Below are 20,294 nucleotides of genomic sequence, written 5' to 3'. Positions count from 1 at the left end.
AAATGATGTTTGATTTTAGCAATTCACGCATAGCCTCAATAGCTCATAAAGAAATATTGTGCGATAATCTTACCCCTTTGGCAGTGCTTGGCTCACTGAATGCAAAAGTGCTTTTAGAATCTGCTTATAACGAAACAGGCAAAGATAGATTTTCCATTGTGATTTTAAACGAAGCTTTTAGAATCTACAAAGAATGTGGTGCACATTTTCTTTATACGCAAGGGCAAAAAATCCCTTTATATGAGGCTTTAGCAGACTATACGCCACTAGATTCTATTTCTCTACCTCCCACACATAAAGCTGGTTTTTTAGAATCTCTCGCTCTTGTGCGCACTCTTGCACCAAATCCTACTGATAGTATTCCTGCTCATTTACCTTTACCTCTTGGCGGAGCAGGATATATCGGTTATGAATTTTTTGCAGAGATTGAAGAGGTAACATTTAAGAATCCCCCCCTCTATAATGCGCCTGAATGTGCATTTATCTTTGGACGAGATTTTTTAATCTTTGATCATCTTTTTGATAGGCTACATATTGTGAGTGTTGGATATGCACACGAGAGAGAAGAGCACTCAACTAAGCAGCGAATAGAGCATATTGCACATAGTCTTACCACTTTAGTGCCACAAAATGGATTAGATTCTATGCAAAAATCAGATTTTGAGTGTGTGAGTGCTACTTCGCAGCAAGAATATGAATCTATGGTAGAGGCAATCAAAAAGGCAATTTATGCGGGAAATTTACTCCAATGTGTGCCAAGTCAATATATGCAGATTCGCTCTTCACTTTCTCCGCTTCAAGCCTATCGGAATTTACGCCATCAAAACCCTAGTCCTTATATGTTTTATTATAATTTTGATGATTTTGTGATACTTGGAGCGAGTCCGGAGATTATGTTAAGGCTTAAAACCAAACAAGGTAAATCATTTTTTACACTTCGCCCAATCGCAGGCACACGCCCTAGGGGTGAGAGTGTAGCACAAGATTTGGAGCTTGAAACAGAGCTTTTAAATGATGAAAAAGAAAATGCAGAACATTTAATGTTGCTTGATTTGGCGCGTAATGATGCGGGTAAAGTGAGTGTGGGTGGAGGAGTGAAAGTTTTAGCACGTAATAAAATTGAGCGATATTCGCGCGTTATGCACATTGTATCTGAAGTGCAAGGTGAGCTAGATTCTAAACATTTTACTAAAAATGATGTGTTTAAATCTGTTTTCCCTGCAGGGACACTTAGTGGTGCGCCAAAAATACAAGCAATTAAAACTATTGAATCTTTAGAATCTCACGCCAGAGGTATATATGGTGGGGCAATAGGATATTTTACTTATGATGAAGATATGGATTTTGCTATTGCTATTCGCACCGCAGTATATCAAAATGGTATGTATTATATGCGCTCTGGTGCGGGTGTGGTGCAAGATTCTATTCCAAGTGCGGAGTATATGGAGACACAAAATAAAGTCCGATCACAGCTTGATATGTTTAATATAGACAAGGAATAAATGATGATTTTGCTCATTGATAATTATGATTCTTTTACTTATAATATTTATCAGGCATTTTATCGCTTTGGCTTTCCTATAAAGGTAGTGCGCAGTGATAAGATAAGTATTGAAGAAATAAGAGAGTTAAATCCTCAATATATCATTATTGGTCCTGGTCCAAAAACACCAAAAGAAGCGGGTATTTCTATCCAAATCGTGCAGGAGTTTCAAGGTGTGTATCCCATTTTAGGAATCTGTCTAGGACATCAAGCGATTATGGCAGCTTTTGGTATGGATATTGTCAATGCCAAAAATATTGCACACGGCAAAGTTGAACCGCTTCATCATAACCAAAAAGGGCTTTTTAGGCATATCACACCACTTACGCCTATTGTGCGTTATCATTCACTTGTAGGCAAGGCAAATGAGTTACCTGATTGCTTTGAAGTGAGTGCGTGGAGTGAAGATGGAGAAATTATGGCGATTGAACATAAGATTCATCATCTTGTGGGCGTGCAATTCCACCCTGAATCTATTGGCACAACAGAGGGTGAGAAAATGCTTTTAAATTTCTTGCACTATACGCGTGAGATTATTCCTATCAAGCAATATCTCAAAAGCACTCTAAAGGGTGAAAATCTTAGCTTTAAACAAGCCTATGATGTAATGGACGAAATTACAGAAGGCAATATGAGTGATGCGCAAATTGGCAGTATTTTGACAAGCCTTGAGATTAAAGGCGTGAATGCGGAGGAGTTAGCGGGATTTGCAAGTGTATTGAAGAAAAAAGCCATTGCCTTTCCTTTACCACTAAGCAATGAGGTGCGTCTTGATATGGTAGGCACAGGAGGCTCTCCTCATAAAACCTTTAATGTATCTACCACAAGTGCATTGCTTCTTGCAGCTGCTGGAGTAAAGATTATCAAACACGGCAACAGGGCGATTACTTCAAAGTCTGGTTCGGCAGATTTGCTAAGCGCACTTGGCGTAAATATCAATATGGAGGTGCAAACTTGTATTGATGTTTATAAAAATATTGGTATTACATTTTTGTTTGCTCAAAAGTTTCACGCTGCTATGCGATTTGCTGCTCCTGCAAGGGCAACACTAGGCTTTAAGACAGCTTTTAATCTTATCGGTCCTCTAGCAAATCCTGCCAATGTTACACATCAATTTATTGGTGTATTTGATAAGGCATATACCGAGATTATGGCGCGCGCACTTGATATTTTGGGTATAAAAAGGGCAATGGTTGTAAGCGGATTTGATTATTATGATGAAATTTCGCTTTGCGCACCCACACAAATTACAGAGCTCAATAATGGTGTGATTAAAAGCTATGTATTTAATCCAAGTGAGATAGGGCTTGATTTTGTCCCTTATACAGAGCTTTGTGGAGGAGATGTGCAGGAAAATAAGCGCATTAGCCTTGATATTTTTTCTGCTTCACCCCAGTCATTATGCTCTCCTAAAACGCAGCTTGTTGCACTTAATACCGGTGCAGCGTTATACCTTGCAGATAAAGCGCAGAGTATCAAAGAGGGATATTTTTTAGCAAGAGACATTATAGAATCTAAACGCGTTTTTGCTATACTAGAGGAATTTGTGAGATTATCAAATCAATAGGAGGAATTAATGAAGGGTTTGCTTAAGGTTATTGTGGGTTTTTGTTTTGCTTTTAGTTTTTTGGTGGCAAACGATGAGGTAGATTCTACATATTTTAAGCTTTTGGAGGGTTGTAATTGGGGGCAGCTCAATGGCAAGACACAACTTTGCAAGGGTAATAATGACGCAGCAGGAGATTCCTATGCATATTACAAGCTTATAAAGCCTTTGAGCTTAAGCGGTGAAATTGTTTTTGCAAACATAGAACCTAGTGAGTGTAGTGACAATGAAACGATGTCCTCAATCTTTTATCCAAAAAGAAGTGGTTTTTCATTTTTACAAACCGCGCGTTTAAGTGTGGCAGATAAGGATATAAAACAAATAGAGAATCTTTTGCCCAAATGGTTTTTAGATGGATTGCTTGGCGAGGTGAGATTTCAAGTGAGTTTTGAAATAGAAAATAGAAAGGAACGTGTTATATTTGATGGTGATAGTGCAGGAAATATTGTGCCACATAGCGATTTAGTAGCACTTAAATATGAGCGTCACGTTTGTAGTGGTGGCAGTTATGATAAAATCAATGTGTCAAATCTCACTATCAAAAAAATCTCTGAAAAACCAAGTAATAGAGACGCGTATGAAAATGTATTGATGCTAGGACTAACAGGTTATGAGATAAGCGTAACAGATGAGTTTGTGAATCTGCGAGAAACTCCAAATGGTAAGATTTTAGAGCGCATTTATACGAAAGATAAAGAAGATGTATTGATTATTGGTATTTATAATACACGCAAATCTTGGCAGTATTTCATTGATAAGAAATTTTCTTTTAATAATGCAAATGATAAATGGATAAAAGTGTTGTATTTTCCACCTCGTATAAAAGATGTGCATAAAGCAATCATAGGTTATATTCATACTTCACAAATAAAACTTATGTTCTTTGATGGAGCGGAAAAGAGGTTGCGGAGACTAGGAAAATAAAAAAGATTTATAAAGAAAGTCTTTGTAATAAAGCAGGGTAGAATTTAGCGTGTTTGCGTAGTTGTGCACGATGAGTTTTAGCATTTGGACAATATCTTTGCACAAAATCCCAAAAATCCTGTGAATGGTTTTTGTAACGAATATGTGCGAGCTCGTGGATAATGACATAATCAATGAGCTCTTTTGGCGCAAAAATAAGCATAAAAGAGAAAAACAAACGATTATCATAGGTGCAGCTCCCAAAGCGAGTAAGAGCATTTGTAATTTTGATACTTTGATATTGCACTCCCATAGTCGCAGCGATTTGAGGCGCACGAGAGCAGATATAATCCAAAAGTATGGATTTAAGTGGTGCTTTTAGATTCTGTGGTGATAAGGTGAGGAGAGATTGAGCGTGTGAATAGAATGAGGTTAAGGAGGATAATCTTTGCCAAGAGCCAAAGATAAGAATCTCATCGCTATGGGCTTGTAAAATGCTTTGTGTGTGTGCGTTGCAATCGTGGAGTTTTAAAAGAGTGGATTCTATCCATTTGTGGTGTTTGCGGATAAAGGCTTGTAATTCTTGCATAGGGAATCTAAGTGGCACACGCACAAATAAGGATAAATCGGCTTTGATAATCAAGCGAGGATACTTAATGGCTTTGTGCTGAATATGAATTGCGCGGGCAAATGGATAAGAATCTTTCAAAGCTTTTAACATAATATTGCCACTTTTAGTTATAATTTCACATCGCAATTATAACGCAATGGAGAAAATATGAAAGTTCTACTTTTGGAAAATGTGCAAGGGCTTGGTAAAAAGGGCGAGATTGTTGAGGTAAAAGATGGTTATGGGCAAAATTTTCTTATCGCTAAGGGCAAGGCTCAACGCGCTACAAATGAGGTAATCAATAAATATAAAGCCCAGCAACGCAAAGCAGAGGAGCTTGCTGCGCTTGAAAAGGCTGAAATGCAGCAAATGAAAAAAACAATAGAATCTCTCACGCTCACACTGCATAAAAAGGTAGGTGCGAATGATACGCTTTTTGGTTCTATTACAAAAGAAGAGGTTGCTCTTGCTTTAGAGGAGCACAAAGTAAGCCTTGATAAGAAGCATATTGAGATTGCTCAAGCGATTAAACATACAGGTAATTTTGAAGTGCAAGTCAAGCTTGGGCAGGGCATTAACGCTACACTTAAACTTGAGATTAAAGCACAATAATAAAAGGATACAAAATGTTTGAAGCAACAACTATACTTGGTTATAAAGGCGAGTATAATGGCAAAAAATGTGCTATTATCGGTGGAGATGGACAAGTAACTTTTGGAAATTGTGTGCTAAAAAATAATGCAACAAAAATCCGCACACTTTATAATGGAGAGATTCTAAGTGGATTTGCAGGTTCTACCGCTGATGCTTTTAGCCTTTTTGATATGTTTGAGCGCATTTTGGAGGGGCGTAAGGGCGATTTGGTGCGGAGTGTATTAGAATTTAGCAAAGAATGGCGCAAGGATAAATATTTGCGCAAACTTGAAGCAATGATGATAGTGCTTAATACTGAGCATATTTATATTTTAAGTGGCACAGGCGATGTAGTAGAGCCAGAAGATGGCACAATTGCCGCTATCGGTAGTGGTGGGAATTATGCTCTGAGTGCGGCGCGCGCCTTACATAATTATGCTTCTTTACCTCCGAGAGAGATTGTAGAGCATTCTTTAGCTATTGCAGGAGAGTTATGTATCTACACAAATACAAACATCAAAATTTTAGAATTATAACATTGGAGCGCAGATGAAAGAAAATATGACACCAAAACAAATTGTAGAATATCTTGATGGATATATTATAGGACAAAATGATGCTAAAAAGGCAGTAGCTATTGCGTTAAGAAATCGTTATCGTCGAATAAAGCTTGATAAAGAAGTGCAAGATGAAATTACGCCTAAAAATATTCTTATGATAGGTTCTACTGGTGTGGGAAAAACGGAAATTGCTCGCCGTATGGCAAAAATGATGGGATTGCCTTTTGTTAAGGTTGAGGCAAGTAAATACACTGAAGTAGGCTTTGTGGGGCGTGATGTAGAATCTATGGTGCGGGATTTGGTGCTTGCGAGTGTGAATCTTGTAGAAAATGAGCATCGGCAGAGGGCTCAAGCGCAAATTAATGATTATATTATTGAAAAAATTACTCAAAAGCTTCTCCCACCTTTACCAAGCGGCGTAAGTGAAGCAAAAAAAAGCGAATATGATATGAGCTTTACCAAAATGAAGCAACGTGTAATAAAGGGTGAGGTTGATGATTTGATGATTGAGATTGAGATAAGTAAGAAACCTATTTCGCAGTTTAATGATGAAAATATGCCTCCAGATATGATAAAAGTCCAAGAATCTATTTTTAAGGTGCTTAATGTCAGCCAAGATAAGATAAAAAAAGAAATGAGCGTCAAAGAAGCCAAAGAGGCACTTGCTTATGAAGCTATAGAATCTGTGCTTGATGCAGAGAGTATAAGGGCAGAAGGATTAAGGCGCGCGCAAGAAAATGGCGTAATTTTCATTGATGAGATTGATAAAGTTGCTGTGGGGAGCAAAGATGGCTCAAGGCAAGACCCGAGTAAAGAGGGAGTGCAAAGAGATTTACTCCCTATTGTTGAGGGGAGTGTAGTCAATACTAAATATGGGCAAATTAAGACAGATTATATTTTATTTATTGCTGCAGGGGCATTTCATTTGAGTAAGCCTAGTGATTTGATTCCAGAATTGCAGGGGCGATTTCCTTTGCGCGTGGAGTTAAGTATGCTTGATGAGGAGAGTTTGTATCAGATTCTCACTCAAACTAAAAGTTCTCTTTTGCGTCAATATCAGCTTTTGCTTGATACAGAGGATATTCGGCTTGAATTTAGTGATGAAGCAATTAGGGAGCTTGCACGTCTCTCACATAATGCTAACCAACGCACAGAGGATATTGGCGCAAGGCGATTGCATACGACTATTGAGCGCGTGTTAGAGGATATTAGCTTTGATGTGGATACTTACAAAGGCAAAGAAGTAGAAATCACGGGCGATATGGTAAGAGAGCGTCTTGGGGATTTGGTGGAAAATATTGATTTAGCACGTTATATTCTTTAGTTTAAAGCAACAAGTAAATGCAAATAGAATCCATAAGTAATCAAACCTTGCCAACTCGTGCGGGATTTGTAGCGACACTTGGCAGACCAAATGCTGGAAAATCTACTTTGCTTAATCATCTTTTGGGAGAGAATCTCGCACTTGTTTCGCATAAGGCAAATGCTACGCGCAAGCAACTCCAACTCATCGTGCCTTATGCACCACTCAATGCACAGATTATCTTTGTGGATACGCCGGGTATTCATCATCAAGAAAAATTGCTCAATCAATATATGCTCTCTCAAGCTCTTAGGGCTCTAAGTGATTATGATATGGCATTATATCTTGCTCCTGTAAGCGATGATATAGGGCATTATGAGCATTTTTTAGAGCTTTCTCAAGGCAAAAAACATATTTTACTTTTAAGTAAAATTGATACTTGCACAAATGAAGAGATTTTACATAAAATTGCTCAATATCAACGCTTTAGCGATACTTTTTTAGAATTATTACCTGTAAGCGTGAAAAAGGGATTTGATAGAGAAAAAATATTGCATACCATTGCTTCACATCTACCTTTTTCGCCATTTTTGTATGATGAAGAGATACTCTCTAATGCTTCGCTCAAAGAGATTTATAAAGAAATGATTCGTCAGAGTTTATTTGAGAATCTAAGTGATGAGATTCCATACGAGGCTGATGTGGTGATTAAAAAATTTGAAGAAAGTGCAGAGCAAGATAGAATCTTTGCTCATATTATTGTGGAAAAATCAAGTCAAAAAGGCGTTGTCATCGGCAAAGGAGGCAGCAGTATCAAACGCATTAGTAAGTGCGCGCGTCAAAAGATAGAATCTCTTAGCTCTAAAGCGATTTTTTTAAAGCTTGATGTTGAGGTATATAAAGGTTGGAGCAAACAAAGGGATACATTGAAAAAAATAGGATATGATTTCACCTTATAATGAGTTAAAGGAGCAAGATAATGAAATTATGCAGGGTGCTTTGGTGTATATTGGCACTAAGCTTTATGGAGCATATTTATGCTTTAGATATGCAGCTTGTAGGTTTAGTTAATGAATATAAAAAAAATGGTATAGGTGCGATAGAATCTAAGCTTGAGAGTTATTTGTCAGATAAAGAGTATTGGGCAGAATATCTCAAAGAAAACGCCACAGAGTATGGATACTTTGAAGATTTGAAATTTTTGTTTGTATCAAATAAATCTACCCCATCGCTTCAACTCTATCAGTTTAAAGATTCTAAGCTCCAAGAGATTGGCAACTCACCAGCACTTGTTGCAAAAGGTAAGGGTAATAAGAAAAAAGAGGGTGATTTGACAACGCCCATTGGCTCTTATGATTTAAATGCTCGTCTTACAGGATTAGACCAATATTATGGACCTTTGGCATTTTCTACAAATTATCCTAATGTGTATGACCAGTCTCTAAAAAAAACAGGTGGTGGGATTTGGATTCACGGATTGCCTTTAAATGGTAATAGAGAGGATATTAATACGCGCGGGTGCATTGCTATTGATAATGAGCTTTTGAAAAAGTATGACAAAATTATTGATTGGAAAAAAACTATGCTCATTACCTATGAGGGAATATTTAAACCCACAAGTGTAGATGAGCTCTCAATAGTGCTTTCTCAACTCTATCAATGGAAAAATGCGTGGCAAAAAAATGATTTGCAAACTTATTTAAATTTTTATGATGAAAAAAATTTTTTTCGCCCAGATGGTATGAGTTTTAAATCTTTCAGAGAGCATAAGAAAAATATTTTTGCTAAAAATGAAAGCAAAAATATACGCATTTCTCATATCAATGTATCTATTTATCCAAATGAATCACATCGCAATATGTATCGTATAAGTTTTTTCCAAGACTATAAAGCTTTTCTTAATGGTAAGCCAAGTTTTAGCTCTGCGGGGCAAAAAGATATGTATGTACTCGTAGAAAATGGGAAAATCAAGATACTAAGTGAGCGATAGTTGATAAAAGCTAAAATAAATAACTTCTTCTAAAGATGTAAAAATAGGAGACACTAATGAATAAAATATGGAAGATTAAAGGTTTTACATTTTTTATTCTTATAGCATTTATCAATGCCTTTATGGATTTAGGGCATAAAATCACTATTCAAAATACAATTTATAAAGTCTATGATGGAAGCGAACTTACACTCTTAACAAGCGTTATTAACGCACTTATCTTACTTCCTTTTATATTTCTTTTTTCTCCTTCTGGTTTCTTGGCTGATAAATATCCTAAAAATGTTGTTATGCGTATATGTGCGTGGTTTGGCTTGTTGCTTAGTATCATTATTGCGTTGTGTTATTTTTTTGGTTATTTTTGGTTTGCTTTTATAGCTACTTTGTTTATGGCAGCTCAATCGGCGATTTATTCTCCTGCAAAATATGGCTTTATCAAAGATTTGGTAGGTAAGGATTTACTTGCGTGGGGAAATGGTGTGATGCAGGCAGTAGCGATTGTAGCTATTTTAGCAGGTATGAGCGTTTTCTCACTTCTATTTGAATCTTTGTATGCTTTGAGTGATTTAGGATTCCTAGCACAAAAAGGTGAGATTTTGCAAAGTGTTGCTCCGCTTGGTTTTGTGCTTATTGCGTGTGCTCTAATAGAATTATATTTATGCTATACCCTTCCCACACTTACGCAACGCACACAAGAGGTTTTTGATAAGGAAGCATATTTGAGAGGTTCTTTATTAAAAGCAAATTTTAAATTACTCACTTCTCATCGTAATATTTGGTTATCTGTAATAGGCATAGCTGTATTTTGGTCTATCTCTCAATTACTTTTAGCGACTTTTCCGACTTATGTAAAGATGACTTTTGCGGAGTTAAATACCTTTAAGGTGCAGATGATTATTGCTTGTTCGGGCTTTGGAATTATTATAGGCTCTATTATTGCGGGGCGATTTTCAAAGCAATATATTGAAACAGGGCTTATCCCTATTGGGGCAGGATTTATTTGTATAACTACTATGCTGATTTTAAGTTTTTCTTCTCTTACATCTTATGCTGTGCTCTTTTTCTTTTTTGGTGTGGGTGGCGCACTTTTTATAGTTCCGCTTAATGCTTTAATACAATTCCACGCCAAAGAGGGTGAGTTGGGTAAGATTCTAGCAGGTAATAATTTCGTGCAAAATATTGCTATGCTTTTATTTTTGCTTATAGGCACTCTTGTATCTTTAGGTAATATTGATGTAGTGTATCTTTTTTATTTTTGTATGATTGTCGCATTGTGTGGGGCAATTTATGTTGTGAAGCTTTTGCCCTTTTCGCTTGTAAGAATGCTCGTTACTCTTGCATTTTTTCAAAGATACCGCTTAAATGTAGAGGGTTTTGAAAATGTCCCTGAACGAGGCGGCGTATTATTACTTGGCAATCATATATCTTTCATAGATTGGGCTATGGTGCAGTTGGCACTACCGCGTAAGGTGTATTTTGTAATGGAGCGGAGTTATTATGATAGGTGGTATATACGCATTTTTCTTGATTTTTTTGGTGTGATTCCTGTCTCAAATGCCGGAAGCAGAAAAGCTTTAGAATCTATTGCACAAAAACTCATACAAGGGCATATGGTATGTATTTTTCCCGAAGGTGCAATATCGCGACACGGGCATTTAAATACCTTTAAAAATGGCTTTGAACTTGCTGCTAAAAATGTAAATGAAAATCAAGCTGTAATATTGCCCTTTTATATACGCGGTTTATGGGGGAGTGCATTTTCACACTCTCATCAAGGATTCCAAGAAAGACGCAAAAGCTTTGCTAAACGCAATATCACGATTGCTTTTGGAGAATCTTTAGATATTCACTCTAACGCACAGCAGGTTAAGGCTAAAGTGTTTGAGTTATCTTTTAGTGCGTGGAAATCTCAATGCGAAGTCTTGCCTACACTTGGCAAGGCGTGGGTAGATTCTGCAAAGAAGTGGGGAAGTGAAGTGGCTATTATAGATAGCCTAAGTGGTTCTATGAGTTATACGCGAATGCTTAGCCTTACACTTATTCTCTCTAAGCTTTTTGCAGAGCAGACAAAGGAGCAGCAAAATGTGGGAATTATACTTCCTGCCTCACTTGCAAGTGCATTATGTAATCTTTCTTTGCTTATGGCGACAAAAACCATTGTGAATCTTAATTTCACGGCTGGACAAAAGGCGATTGATACTGCTATTAAATCCGCACAAATTCAGACAATTTATACTTCACAAAAATTTATGGATAAACTTGAAGGCAAGGGCGTGAGTTTAAATTTCTCGCAAAATGTGAGAGTGTTATATATGGAGGATTTAGTTGATAAGGTTAAAGCAAATAAGCTTGATTTTGTGTGTAAAATGGCTCAAGCGATTTTATTGCCCTCTTTTATGCTTAAATGGTTTTATATAAAAGCGCAGAAAAACACAGATATAGCCGCAATTCTTTTTAGTAGTGGGAGTGAGGGTAAGCCAAAAGGTGTAATGCTTTCACATTTAAATATTATGAGCAATATTTTGCAAATTTCTGATGTCATTCACGCGCGCGATGGGGATTCTATGCTTTCGTCTTTGCCACCATTTCACGCCTTTGGTTTAACCGTTACTACACTTATGCCTTTGCTTGAGGGTATGCTCTCTGTTACACACGCAGACCCAACTGATGCGGTGGGCGTTGCTAAGGCAATAGCAAAAAACAAAGTGAGTGTGATGTGCGGCACTTCTACGTTTTTGGGTATTTATGCGCGTAGTAATAAGGTAGATAAGCTTATGTTTGATTCTTTGCGACTTGTGGTAGCAGGAGCGGAAAAACTCAAAAAAGATGTAAAAGAAGCCTTTGTGATGAAGTTTAATAAAGAAATCTATGAGGGCTATGGTGCGACAGAGACTACACCTGTGGCAAGTGTGAATCTACCGAGTGAATTTGATGTGGATAATTGGGAATTGCATAAAGCAAGTAAGGAGGGAAGCGTGGGTATGCCTTTGCCCGGAAGTGCCATTAGAATTGTTGAGCCAAATACTATGCAGGAAATGCCTGTAGGCGAGGACGGGTTGATACTTATCGGCGGACATCAAGTAATGGTAGGGTATCTCAATGATGAGGAAAAAACCAAAGAAGTGATTGTAGAAATTGATGGGATTAGGTGGTATAAAAGTGGCGATAAGGGGCATTTAGATGCCGATGGATTCATTCATATTGTGGATAGATATTCGCGTTTTGCAAAAATTGGTGGGGAAATGGTAAGTCTTGGTGGGATTGAGGAAGAGATTGCAAAGCTTATCAAAAAATATGAGATTGATGATGGGCTTAAATATGTTGCCACAGCGATAGATGATAGCAAAAAGGGCGAGAGTGTCATTCTTCTTGTGAGCGGTGAAAAGACAGAATATGAAAAAATAGAAAAAATTATCAAAGAAGCGCAAATCCCAGCACTTTTTAAGCCATCTAAGATTCTAAGAGTGGAATCTATCCCCGTGCTTGGCTCGGGTAAGGTGGATTTCAAAGGTGCGAAAGATTTAGCACAAAAGCTCCTCAATGTGTGAATGTAAAGGATTACATCATTTTATCTTTAGTAAGGATAAAATCTCCTCTTTATACTTGCTATCCTCTAATATTTCATAAAGGTTTTTCCCCTCATAAGTGCCAAGTTTCTCCACATCAAAGCCATTTTTTGCAAACTGCTTTAAGATTTTTTGGATATTATTGTTTGTAAGTTTATTTTTGAACTCATCAAGAAACAAAAGCAAAACACTCACTTTCACGAAAGTATCTCTTGGATAATAAATATAATGTTCAACTATAGTATCTGCTTGTAAAAGATGAAGCTCTAAAAATTTTAAAAATTTTGGCAAGTATTTATCAAGGTAATAATCAATAGCTCTAGGGTTAATTTCCACCCCTTGTAAATCCACCTCTATGCCATTATTAAAAAGTATGTAAATTAAATCCGTATTAATAAAAAAACCCAACATTTTTTTATCAGTGAAAATTTCTTTAGGGTAGTGTGCTAAAAGCTCCTTAAAAAATATATCAAGTGTTTTTTCATTAAAGTTATCTCTAGAACCCCTAGTTTCAGGATTAAAGCCAAGTGCTTCAAAAAACTTCTCATTGATTTCATTGCCTAAGTTTTGCACAAAGAAGCGCAGAATATCCTGCACTTCTTGTTTTGGGTTTGATTTAAGTGCTACATATACGCCAAAATTATTCTGTTTATCAATAGTAACCTTATAGCCAAGCGTTACTAAATACTTCGCATATTCTAATTTCCCAAATCGCAGACATTTTTGCATTACCTCATTGCTGATAGGAATGTGTATATTTTGTGATTTTGCTTGATTGACAAGGGCAGTGAAAAAATCTTTATCAGGGAGTGCTGTGCTTATTACTCCCGGCTCTGTATAAAAGCAAAGCCTTGCACATTCTGTGTATTCCTCTTTGCTTAGAGTTTGTAGCTTTGAAAAGCATTCTTTTGCGCGGGCGTAGTCTCTTATCTTTACGAGTTTATAGAGCAATGCCACACTTGGATTATCCATATCAAAGACGGCTTTATACCACGATGGCGGATTTTGTGATAACGGGCAGTTTTTAAAAAGATATTTTGCTTTTTCTACCAATTCCTTACTTAGATTCCAAGCATCTAAATTACTTGTGAAAGACTTTGCCTCGCTAAACATAAAGGCAATATCCTCTGCTTTTTTGGGCTTCCATTTGCTTAAATCACTCTCAAAAGATTCACAATCTTCAAACATACTCTCAAAGTTTTTCACACTTGAGACATTCCATTTGCTTAAATCTGCCCTAAAGTCTTTCAACCCTGTAAAAAGCTTGCACATATCATTGATTTTACTCGTATCCCATTGCTCTATACCGCTAAAATCTTTTCTATTTGTGCGCCACCAAGCATAATCAGCAAAGAGCGCAGCAAGGCTTTTGATATAGCTTAAATCAATTTGCCCAAGATTTACTTCCTCAATCTCTACAAGAACTTTTAGCTCAAAAGTGTTAAGTGGGATAAATGATAACTCCTTATGCTTTGGCTTAAAGTTGCCTTTTTTGTCATAAAAGACAGAGTTGTGGAGGGCAGATTCTATACTCTTACCTTTTGTGATAGATTCTAAAATTTCCCTTAGCTTATAGACACTTCCTTTTTTGAGTTGCTTTCGTGCTTCGCCGCTATAATCTTTAAATCCTTGTCTATTGTAATCTACCTCAATAAATTCTGAAAATGCGCCTTTAATGTCTTTCCCAATTTCTTCGCCACCTTTTGAATCTTCTACGACAACATCAATAAGAGAGTCTATGGCTTTATCACACACTTTTAAAAGATCTTTGCTAATGTGTTTTCTCTCTATCTGCCCACTTTGCAAGATATTTAAAGCCTTTAGCACTTCATAGTTTTGTATTGCCTCTATAAGCTCTTTTGGGCTTTGTGCGCTATTTGCATTGACTTGAGAATCTAGCCTTAGCTGCAAATCTTTTTCATTCATTAGCTCTTCTAAAAGTGTGCGGATTTTGGCTAAATCTTCGTCAAGCAATTTATCTTCAAACCACCTTTGAAAGTCATTGCTATCGCATTCAGATGCGGGAATGCCTGTCTCATCTTCATATTCTAGCTCATACTCTTCGTAATCATTATTTATTGTCATTTCATAAGCACAATCTTCTATATGCTTGAGTGCAGCTTTGATTTCTTTTTTGGCATTTTTGACATTGGCTTTAAGATATGCAATTATGGCTTCCTCACTCATATTATCATTTTCTAGTATGAGAGATAGAAGAGTTTGCGCTTTTGCTGCTTTATTTGGTTTTCCCTCTTTTTGCATTTTGTCTCCTTTATGATTTGAAAAAGTAGAATTATATAAAAAAATAACCACAGCTAAAAGAATATTTAGAGAGCGTGGGAAAGAGTATGAATAGGTTTAAATATTTAATGCTTTAAGATAGCATTATGCAATGATTTATGGTAACTTTTATTATAGCAATCCTTTAAGAAAACTCACTGCTTTTGATGTGCAAGGCGTTTTGAATGCGCTAGAGTGCATAGAATCTACTCTTAAATCAAAGCAAAAAGGCTATTTTGTCGGGTATATGACTTATGAAGCAGGCGTGGCTCTCCAAGCTCATCAAGCAAAAGCATATCATCATCTCTATGAGCGTATATGCGCTACAATGTCTTTACATAGGCAACCCTTGCTTTATTTTGTATTTTTTGCCAAAAGACGTAAGCTTAAAAATCTTTTTAACAAGACACATCACACTCAATTACCGCTATTTCTTTTGCAAGGGCTTGACTATGAGGGTTACAAGAGCGGATTTACACGCATAAAAACGCATATTTTAAAAGGTGAGAGTTATCAAATCAACTATACTCACGAGCTAAAGCTTTGTTCTCAAGTGCAGCCCAAGCAGCTTTTTAAGCAGATTCTTTCTTATCAAAACACCGCATACAAAGCCTACATTAAAAACGCATTTGGTGAGATTCTATGTTTTTCACCCGAGCTTTTCTTTGAGGTAAAAAATCGCACAATTACCACTCAACCAATGAAAGGCACAATAAAAAGAGCCAAAACACATAAGCTAGATGTTATACAAAAGCGCACATTGCAGCAAGATAGCAAAAATCGTAGCGAAAATATGATGATTGTAGATTTATTGCGTAATGATTTGAGCAAAATTATCAAGCCTAGCTCCTTGCATATAAAGAATCTTTGCACCATAAAGACTTATCCCACACTTCATCAAATGGTCTCTACTTTGCAGGGGAGATTATCTAAACAGACTTCATTGCATGAGATTGTGCGCGCTCTTTTTCCTTGTGGGTCTATCACAGGTGCGCCAAAGCTTAAAACAATGGAAATTATCCATAGTTTAGAATCTCGCCAAAGAGGCGTATATTGTGGCGCATTAGGTGTGATTTCTAATCAATATACTTCCTTTTGTGTGCCTATTCGCACACTTTTTAAAGGTGCAGATGAGGACTTTTATCGCTATGGTGTGGGAAGTGGGGTAGTGTGGGATTCTGTATGTGAGAGTGAGTTTGCCGAATTAAAGCTTAAAGCAAGTTTTTTGCAACCCACCCCTTTAGAATCTTTTGCGCTCTTTGAAACAATGCTTTTTGAAAATGGACGCATTTTTTTACTCCAAGAGCATTTAGAGCGACTTTTGCACTCTGCGCGTAAATTTGGCTTCCTTTGCAGCAAATTTAGTGCATTTACTGCTTCCTTTGCACACTCGCATTTATATCCAAAGATTGAATTCCCACACATTCAAGCATTACACAAGCGAGATTGTATCAAGCAAACACAGGCATTTTTTCAACTTTGCAAACAACAAATGCCAAAAGAGCGAACAATATTGCGCTTAAGTCTTATGCCAAATGGCGCGTATGCTCTTGAGATAAAGCCTTTTGTGCCTTGTGCTTGCACTCGTGTTATATTGTCTAAACACACGCTTAATTCACATAATATATTTTTATACCATAAATCCACGCAACGCAACCATTTTGCAGATTCTATAAAACTCATAGAATGTAGCGCGGTGTTTGATGTGCTGTATTTTAACCAAAAAGGTGAGCTATGCGAGGGTTCGCGAAGTAATATTGTGCTTGAGATAGAGGGGAGATTCTATACACCAAAGCGCAAAAGCGGATTGCTTGGTGGCACTTTGGCTCAAGCATTGCTCCAAAGTGGTGCGATAAAGGAAAAAACTTTAAAACGCAAACATCTTGCAAAAGCACAGAGAATCTACTGCATAAACTCTGTGCGCGGAGTGGTAGAAGTGCAGCTTGAAAGAGGGGTAAAATGAAGCAAAAAGTATCAAAAGTGCTCCTCATTGATAATTATGATTCTTTTACATATAATGTGCTTTATTTGCTTAAAGAATGTGGCACAAAGTCATTTGTTGTGCCAAATGATACATCTTTATTGGAGCTAAAACAGCTTTGCAAAAAGCATTCTATCACTCATCTTATCATCTCTCCCGGTCCAAGCCACCCTTTAGAATCTGGTGTGTGTTTGGAGGCAATTAGGCATTTTGCCCCATATAAGAAGATTCTAGGAATCTGTTTGGGACATCAGTGTATCGCTCAAGCATTTGGAGGCGAGGTTGTTTCTCTTGCAAATCCTACACACGGCAAGACAGCGCATTTTAATTTCACGCCAAACTCTTTATTTAAGGGGGTAAAGCAAGGAATAAAAATTGCTCTATATCATTCACTCTATGTAAGTCAATTAGGGCAATGTGAGGCATTAGGATATAGTGAAAATGGGGTGCTTATGGCTCTTAAAGCAAAGGGTTACCAAAGCTATGGAGTGCAATTTCACCCAGAGTCTATTTTGCAAGAGCATGGCAAACGCATAATGCAAAATTTTCTTGCATTATAGTTTGGTGGGGAGGTAAAGGCGGAGTGATTGGGAAATGAAAGGAATCCATTATGCTATATAAAAATATATTTAAAATCCTCTTTTTTATCACAGCATTGATAAGTTTAGTTAATGCCCAATCAAGCGAAATAGCAAAACCTAGCTTTGATTGTGCTAAGGCTACCACAAAAGTAGAAAAGATGATATGTAATGATGAGAGTGGGAATTTGCAGAATTTGGATAGACAAATCTTTAAAAGTTATCAAGAGACAAAGGCAAAGCTTGATAAGAATGGCAAAAAAGCATTCTTAGATTCTCAAAAATCTTGGCTTAAAACACGAGAGAGGTGCGAATCTAAAGAATGCCTAAAAGAGCTTTTGCAAAGTAGAATCAAAGAGCTACAAACCTACACAATGTATATAAGCAATGCGTGGCTTGGGACTTATGAGTTACAAAAAAATCTTTATATGGGGAGCTTTGAGATACAAAAATGTAAAAATAATACTTGTGAAGCCTTATATTTTGCTTTGTTACATAAAAGCGAGTTTAATGATATGCACCAATGTGATATAAGTTTGAAGTTGCAGATAAAATCACGACAAGAAGCCATAGCTTATTATGATGACGAGGATTTTGTAAATTGTAAAATTTATATCAAGAAAAATCCGCAAGGCATCGTATTTACAAGAGATGAGAAAGCCTTTGATTCACCTGATTCTTTTTGTAGCACAATGTGTGGTAACCAAACGATATTTGAGTGGGGAGATGTGTATAAAAAGGAGGTGCAATAATGTTGTATGACATTAATGTTATTTTAATGGAAAAGAACTTTATCTTTATAGAGGTAATAAAGTGATAGACTACTTTAAATAATAAAGGAATAATATGAAAAAAATAATTGTGTGTTTGTTTTGTTTGTCGCTTATAAATGCCAATGAACTTTTAGAAGAATTTAATAAATATTCTACAAAAATATATCAAGGGGAGATTGTGTTATTATTAAAGCTGGTGGAGTAGAAGTAGTGATAGATTCTAAAGGATTAGTCGTTAAAGGTGGGGAGGTAAAGGCGGAGTGAGGGAAGATGCTAAGAGCAACTTTGACCCATTGCTTCTGCAAGGATTGCCATATAAGAAGGGAGGGGTAGATTATAGGACTCTATTTGCTCCAAATAATAATATTAAACTTTATGATTCTAAAGATAATACAAAAAGAGTGACTATTGCTTGTATTGTAGATTGTCCTTTTGATATGGCAAATAAAGAACAGCAAAATGAAAATAATATACTTAATTTTAGCAAACAAACTGCAGAAACCACAAAGGATTCTATAAACATTACAGAATCTAACACAAACATAGAATCTCAAAGAGATACAGAATCTACAAACCAACCCTTTACCTATGAAGATTCCAACATTACAGCTAAAGAAATTATCAATAAGGATAATACTTCAACTTTAGTCATAGAATCTAATACAAATTTGCTAGAATATCAAGGTAACACAGCAGATACTTTAATGAGTGGATTAAGTGGAGTGTTTGCTTCAATGGCAGAATTAGCAGAGAAATATGGGGTAGATAAATCACTCAAAGAATCAACTAAAGGCAGAATCTTAGCTATTATTTCAAGCACGAAGTGTTAATGGAGCAAGAATATGAATGAAAAACAAGATATAAGATATGATGAGTTTGGAGAGGAGATTCTGTATGAGATAAGGCATAATTTAAGTTGGTGGGATTCTTTGGTATTTGGAACAATGTTTTTGTTTGGAATTATAATAGTATATGCAGGTATTGAGGATTTTGTATTAGAGAGAATAGATATTGTGTTTTTTATAACATTAATGCTTTTTGGTATTCCCTTCGTATTTTTAAGTCTTTTTCAACTTCTTTACGCACGCAAAAACAGAATCTACATTACCAATCAAGGCATAGGCTTTGAGAGAAGGAATTGGTTTAGAATGCAAAAGGGATTCTTTAAGTTTGGGGAAGTGGGATTTAGGCTTGTTTTGCTATCTACGGGATTATGTCCTGTGAGTCCTCCTAGTATGATTACAATATTTCCTTTAGGAAACATTAAAAGTAAATATGCGCCTTTTTGGCAATTAAAGTCATATTGTCATATTTTTTTAACATTTTGGAACGGTTATGTATCACCCAAACTCTACAACGAAATAACCGAACAATGTTATTTGCACGATTTTCTTATCAAAAAGACCAAAGAAGCTTTAGAATCTCAAGGTATAGATACAAATTCTTTGCCCTATGATTTAGAAAAACAATTTCATATGTCGTAAGGACAAAAAGTGAATCAAGATAATAATAATGAAAATGGCAAATTAGGTTTCACTCTAAAATTTGGGAATCAACAAGGAACAAATGTAGATTTTGGTATGATAGATTCTAACCCCAATGCTCCCTATAATCCAAATAATAATATTAAACTTTATGATTCTAAAGATACATATAATCGTATTCCTTTCGCAGAAGTTATAATGTGTAATATTGATTGTCAAGAGTTTTTAAAGAATACTTCAATACCAATGAAGCAAGATGATTTTAATATTACTACTCAAGAAAATACAAAATCTCCAATAAGCATTACTACTTCACAAAGCAATAGTATCCAACCCTTTACCTATGAAGATTCCAACATTACAGCTAAAGAAATTATCAATAAGGATAATACTTCAACTTTAGTCATAGAATCTAATACAAATTTGCTAGAATATCAAGGTAACACAGCAGATACTTTAATGAGTGGATTAAGTGGAGTGTTTG

General features: G+C 36.3%; 18 protein-coding genes. 16 read left to right on the top strand and 2 right to left on the bottom strand.

Annotated elements, in window-relative coordinates; genetic code table 11:
• Nucleotides 1–2: 2 nt before the first annotated feature.
• The 3 genes from LS66_RS07820 to LS66_RS07810 are packed head-to-tail and all read left to right on the top strand — an operon-like array spanning nt 3 to nt 4,073.
• Nucleotides 3–1,502 carry an anthranilate synthase component I family protein gene (locus tag LS66_RS07820; RefSeq protein WP_236097006.1) on the top strand — a complete coding sequence of 500 codons (1,500 nt, stop codon included), beginning with the start codon at nt 3–5 and terminating at the stop codon, nt 1,500–1,502.
• A gap of 3 nt (nt 1,503–1,505) precedes the next feature.
• On the top strand, nt 1,506–3,110 hold the full coding sequence (locus LS66_RS07815; protein ID WP_034367070.1) for a bifunctional anthranilate synthase component II/anthranilate phosphoribosyltransferase: 1,605 nt from the start codon (nt 1,506–1,508) through the stop codon (nt 3,108–3,110).
• Nucleotides 3,111–3,119: 9 nt separating this feature from the next.
• Complete coding sequence (locus tag LS66_RS07810; protein ID WP_011115156.1) at nt 3,120–4,073, top strand: hypothetical protein; 954 nt, start codon at nt 3,120–3,122, stop codon at nt 4,071–4,073.
• Between the two features lie 7 nt (nt 4,074–4,080).
• On the opposite strand, the gene LS66_RS07805 is transcribed toward LS66_RS07810, so the two are convergent.
• Complete coding sequence (locus tag LS66_RS07805) at nt 4,081–4,773, bottom strand: SprT family zinc-dependent metalloprotease (RefSeq protein ID WP_034367073.1); 693 nt, start codon at nt 4,771–4,773, stop codon at nt 4,081–4,083.
• 57 nt (nt 4,774–4,830) lie between these two features.
• On the opposite strand from LS66_RS07805, the gene rplI reads away from it, so the two are divergent.
• From rplI to LS66_RS07775, 6 genes are read left to right on the top strand one after another with little or no spacing between them, the layout of a single operon-like run.
• A complete protein-coding gene (gene rplI / locus LS66_RS07800; RefSeq protein WP_034367076.1) occupies nt 4,831–5,274 on the top strand; it encodes a 50S ribosomal protein L9 in 444 nt (147 codons plus the stop codon).
• Between the two features lie 14 nt (nt 5,275–5,288).
• On the top strand, nt 5,289–5,831 hold the full coding sequence (gene hslV, locus LS66_RS07795) for an ATP-dependent protease subunit HslV (protein WP_011115153.1): 543 nt from the start codon (nt 5,289–5,291) through the stop codon (nt 5,829–5,831).
• 25 nt (nt 5,832–5,856) lie between these two features.
• On the top strand, nt 5,857–7,179 hold the full coding sequence (gene hslU / locus LS66_RS07790) for an HslU--HslV peptidase ATPase subunit (protein WP_371414337.1): 1,323 nt from the start codon (nt 5,857–5,859) through the stop codon (nt 7,177–7,179).
• Nucleotides 7,180–7,196: 17 nt separating this feature from the next.
• Entirely contained in the window at nt 7,197–8,117 is a 921-nt protein-coding gene (era, locus tag LS66_RS07785) for a GTPase Era (RefSeq protein WP_011115151.1), read from the top strand.
• A gap of 20 nt (nt 8,118–8,137) precedes the next feature.
• Nucleotides 8,138–9,148, top strand: coding sequence for a L,D-transpeptidase family protein (locus tag LS66_RS07780; protein WP_236097005.1), 1,011 nt, complete (start codon nt 8,138–8,140; stop codon nt 9,146–9,148).
• A gap of 56 nt (nt 9,149–9,204) precedes the next feature.
• Entirely contained in the window at nt 9,205–12,696 is a 3,492-nt protein-coding gene (locus LS66_RS07775) for an acyl-[ACP]--phospholipid O-acyltransferase (protein WP_034367929.1), read from the top strand.
• A gap of 15 nt (nt 12,697–12,711) precedes the next feature.
• Here LS66_RS07775 and LS66_RS07770 read toward each other — a convergent pair whose 3' ends face one another.
• Nucleotides 12,712–14,976, bottom strand: a complete 2,265-nt coding sequence (locus tag LS66_RS07770; protein WP_052057501.1) for a BspA family leucine-rich repeat surface protein — start codon at nt 14,974–14,976, stop codon at nt 12,712–12,714.
• Between the two features lie 130 nt (nt 14,977–15,106).
• Here LS66_RS07770 and LS66_RS07765 point away from each other — a divergent pair, with 130 nt between their 5' ends.
• The 7 genes from LS66_RS07765 to LS66_RS07740 all read left to right on the top strand — a co-directional run.
• The gene (locus LS66_RS07765) at nt 15,107–16,957 is read left to right on the top strand and encodes a bifunctional chorismate-binding protein/class IV aminotransferase (RefSeq protein WP_034367931.1); all 1,851 of its coding nucleotides are present in this window, start codon (nt 15,107–15,109) and stop codon (nt 16,955–16,957) included.
• The gene (locus LS66_RS07760; protein ID WP_034367933.1) at nt 16,954–17,535 is read left to right on the top strand and encodes an aminodeoxychorismate/anthranilate synthase component II; all 582 of its coding nucleotides are present in this window, start codon (nt 16,954–16,956) and stop codon (nt 17,533–17,535) included. The genes LS66_RS07765 and LS66_RS07760 overlap by 4 nt, the downstream gene beginning before the upstream one ends.
• Nucleotides 17,536–17,585: 50 nt before the next feature.
• Nucleotides 17,586–18,305, top strand: a complete 720-nt coding sequence (locus LS66_RS07755) for a lysozyme inhibitor LprI family protein (RefSeq protein ID WP_236097004.1) — start codon at nt 17,586–17,588, stop codon at nt 18,303–18,305.
• A gap of 94 nt (nt 18,306–18,399) precedes the next feature.
• Nucleotides 18,400–18,531, top strand: a complete 132-nt coding sequence (locus tag LS66_RS10405; RefSeq protein ID WP_268903663.1) for a hypothetical protein — start codon at nt 18,400–18,402, stop codon at nt 18,529–18,531.
• Nucleotides 18,532–18,586: 55 nt separating this feature from the next.
• Nucleotides 18,587–19,156, top strand: coding sequence for a hypothetical protein (locus LS66_RS07750; RefSeq protein WP_138092013.1), 570 nt, complete (start codon nt 18,587–18,589; stop codon nt 19,154–19,156).
• 12 nt (nt 19,157–19,168) lie between these two features.
• The gene (locus LS66_RS07745; protein ID WP_052057537.1) at nt 19,169–19,810 is read left to right on the top strand and encodes a hypothetical protein; all 642 of its coding nucleotides are present in this window, start codon (nt 19,169–19,171) and stop codon (nt 19,808–19,810) included.
• Nucleotides 19,811–19,819: 9 nt separating this feature from the next.
• On the top strand, nt 19,820–20,294 hold a 475-nt coding region (locus LS66_RS07740; RefSeq protein WP_236097003.1), incomplete at its 3' end, for a hypothetical protein.

The sequence above is a fragment of the Helicobacter sp. MIT 03-1614 genome (assembly GCF_000762925.2).
Classification (GTDB): Bacteria; Campylobacterota; Campylobacteria; order Campylobacterales; family Helicobacteraceae; genus Helicobacter_C; species Helicobacter_C hepaticus.
The sequence above is the reverse complement of the archived record's forward strand: the minus strand, read 5'-3'. Positions and strand labels throughout refer to the sequence as shown.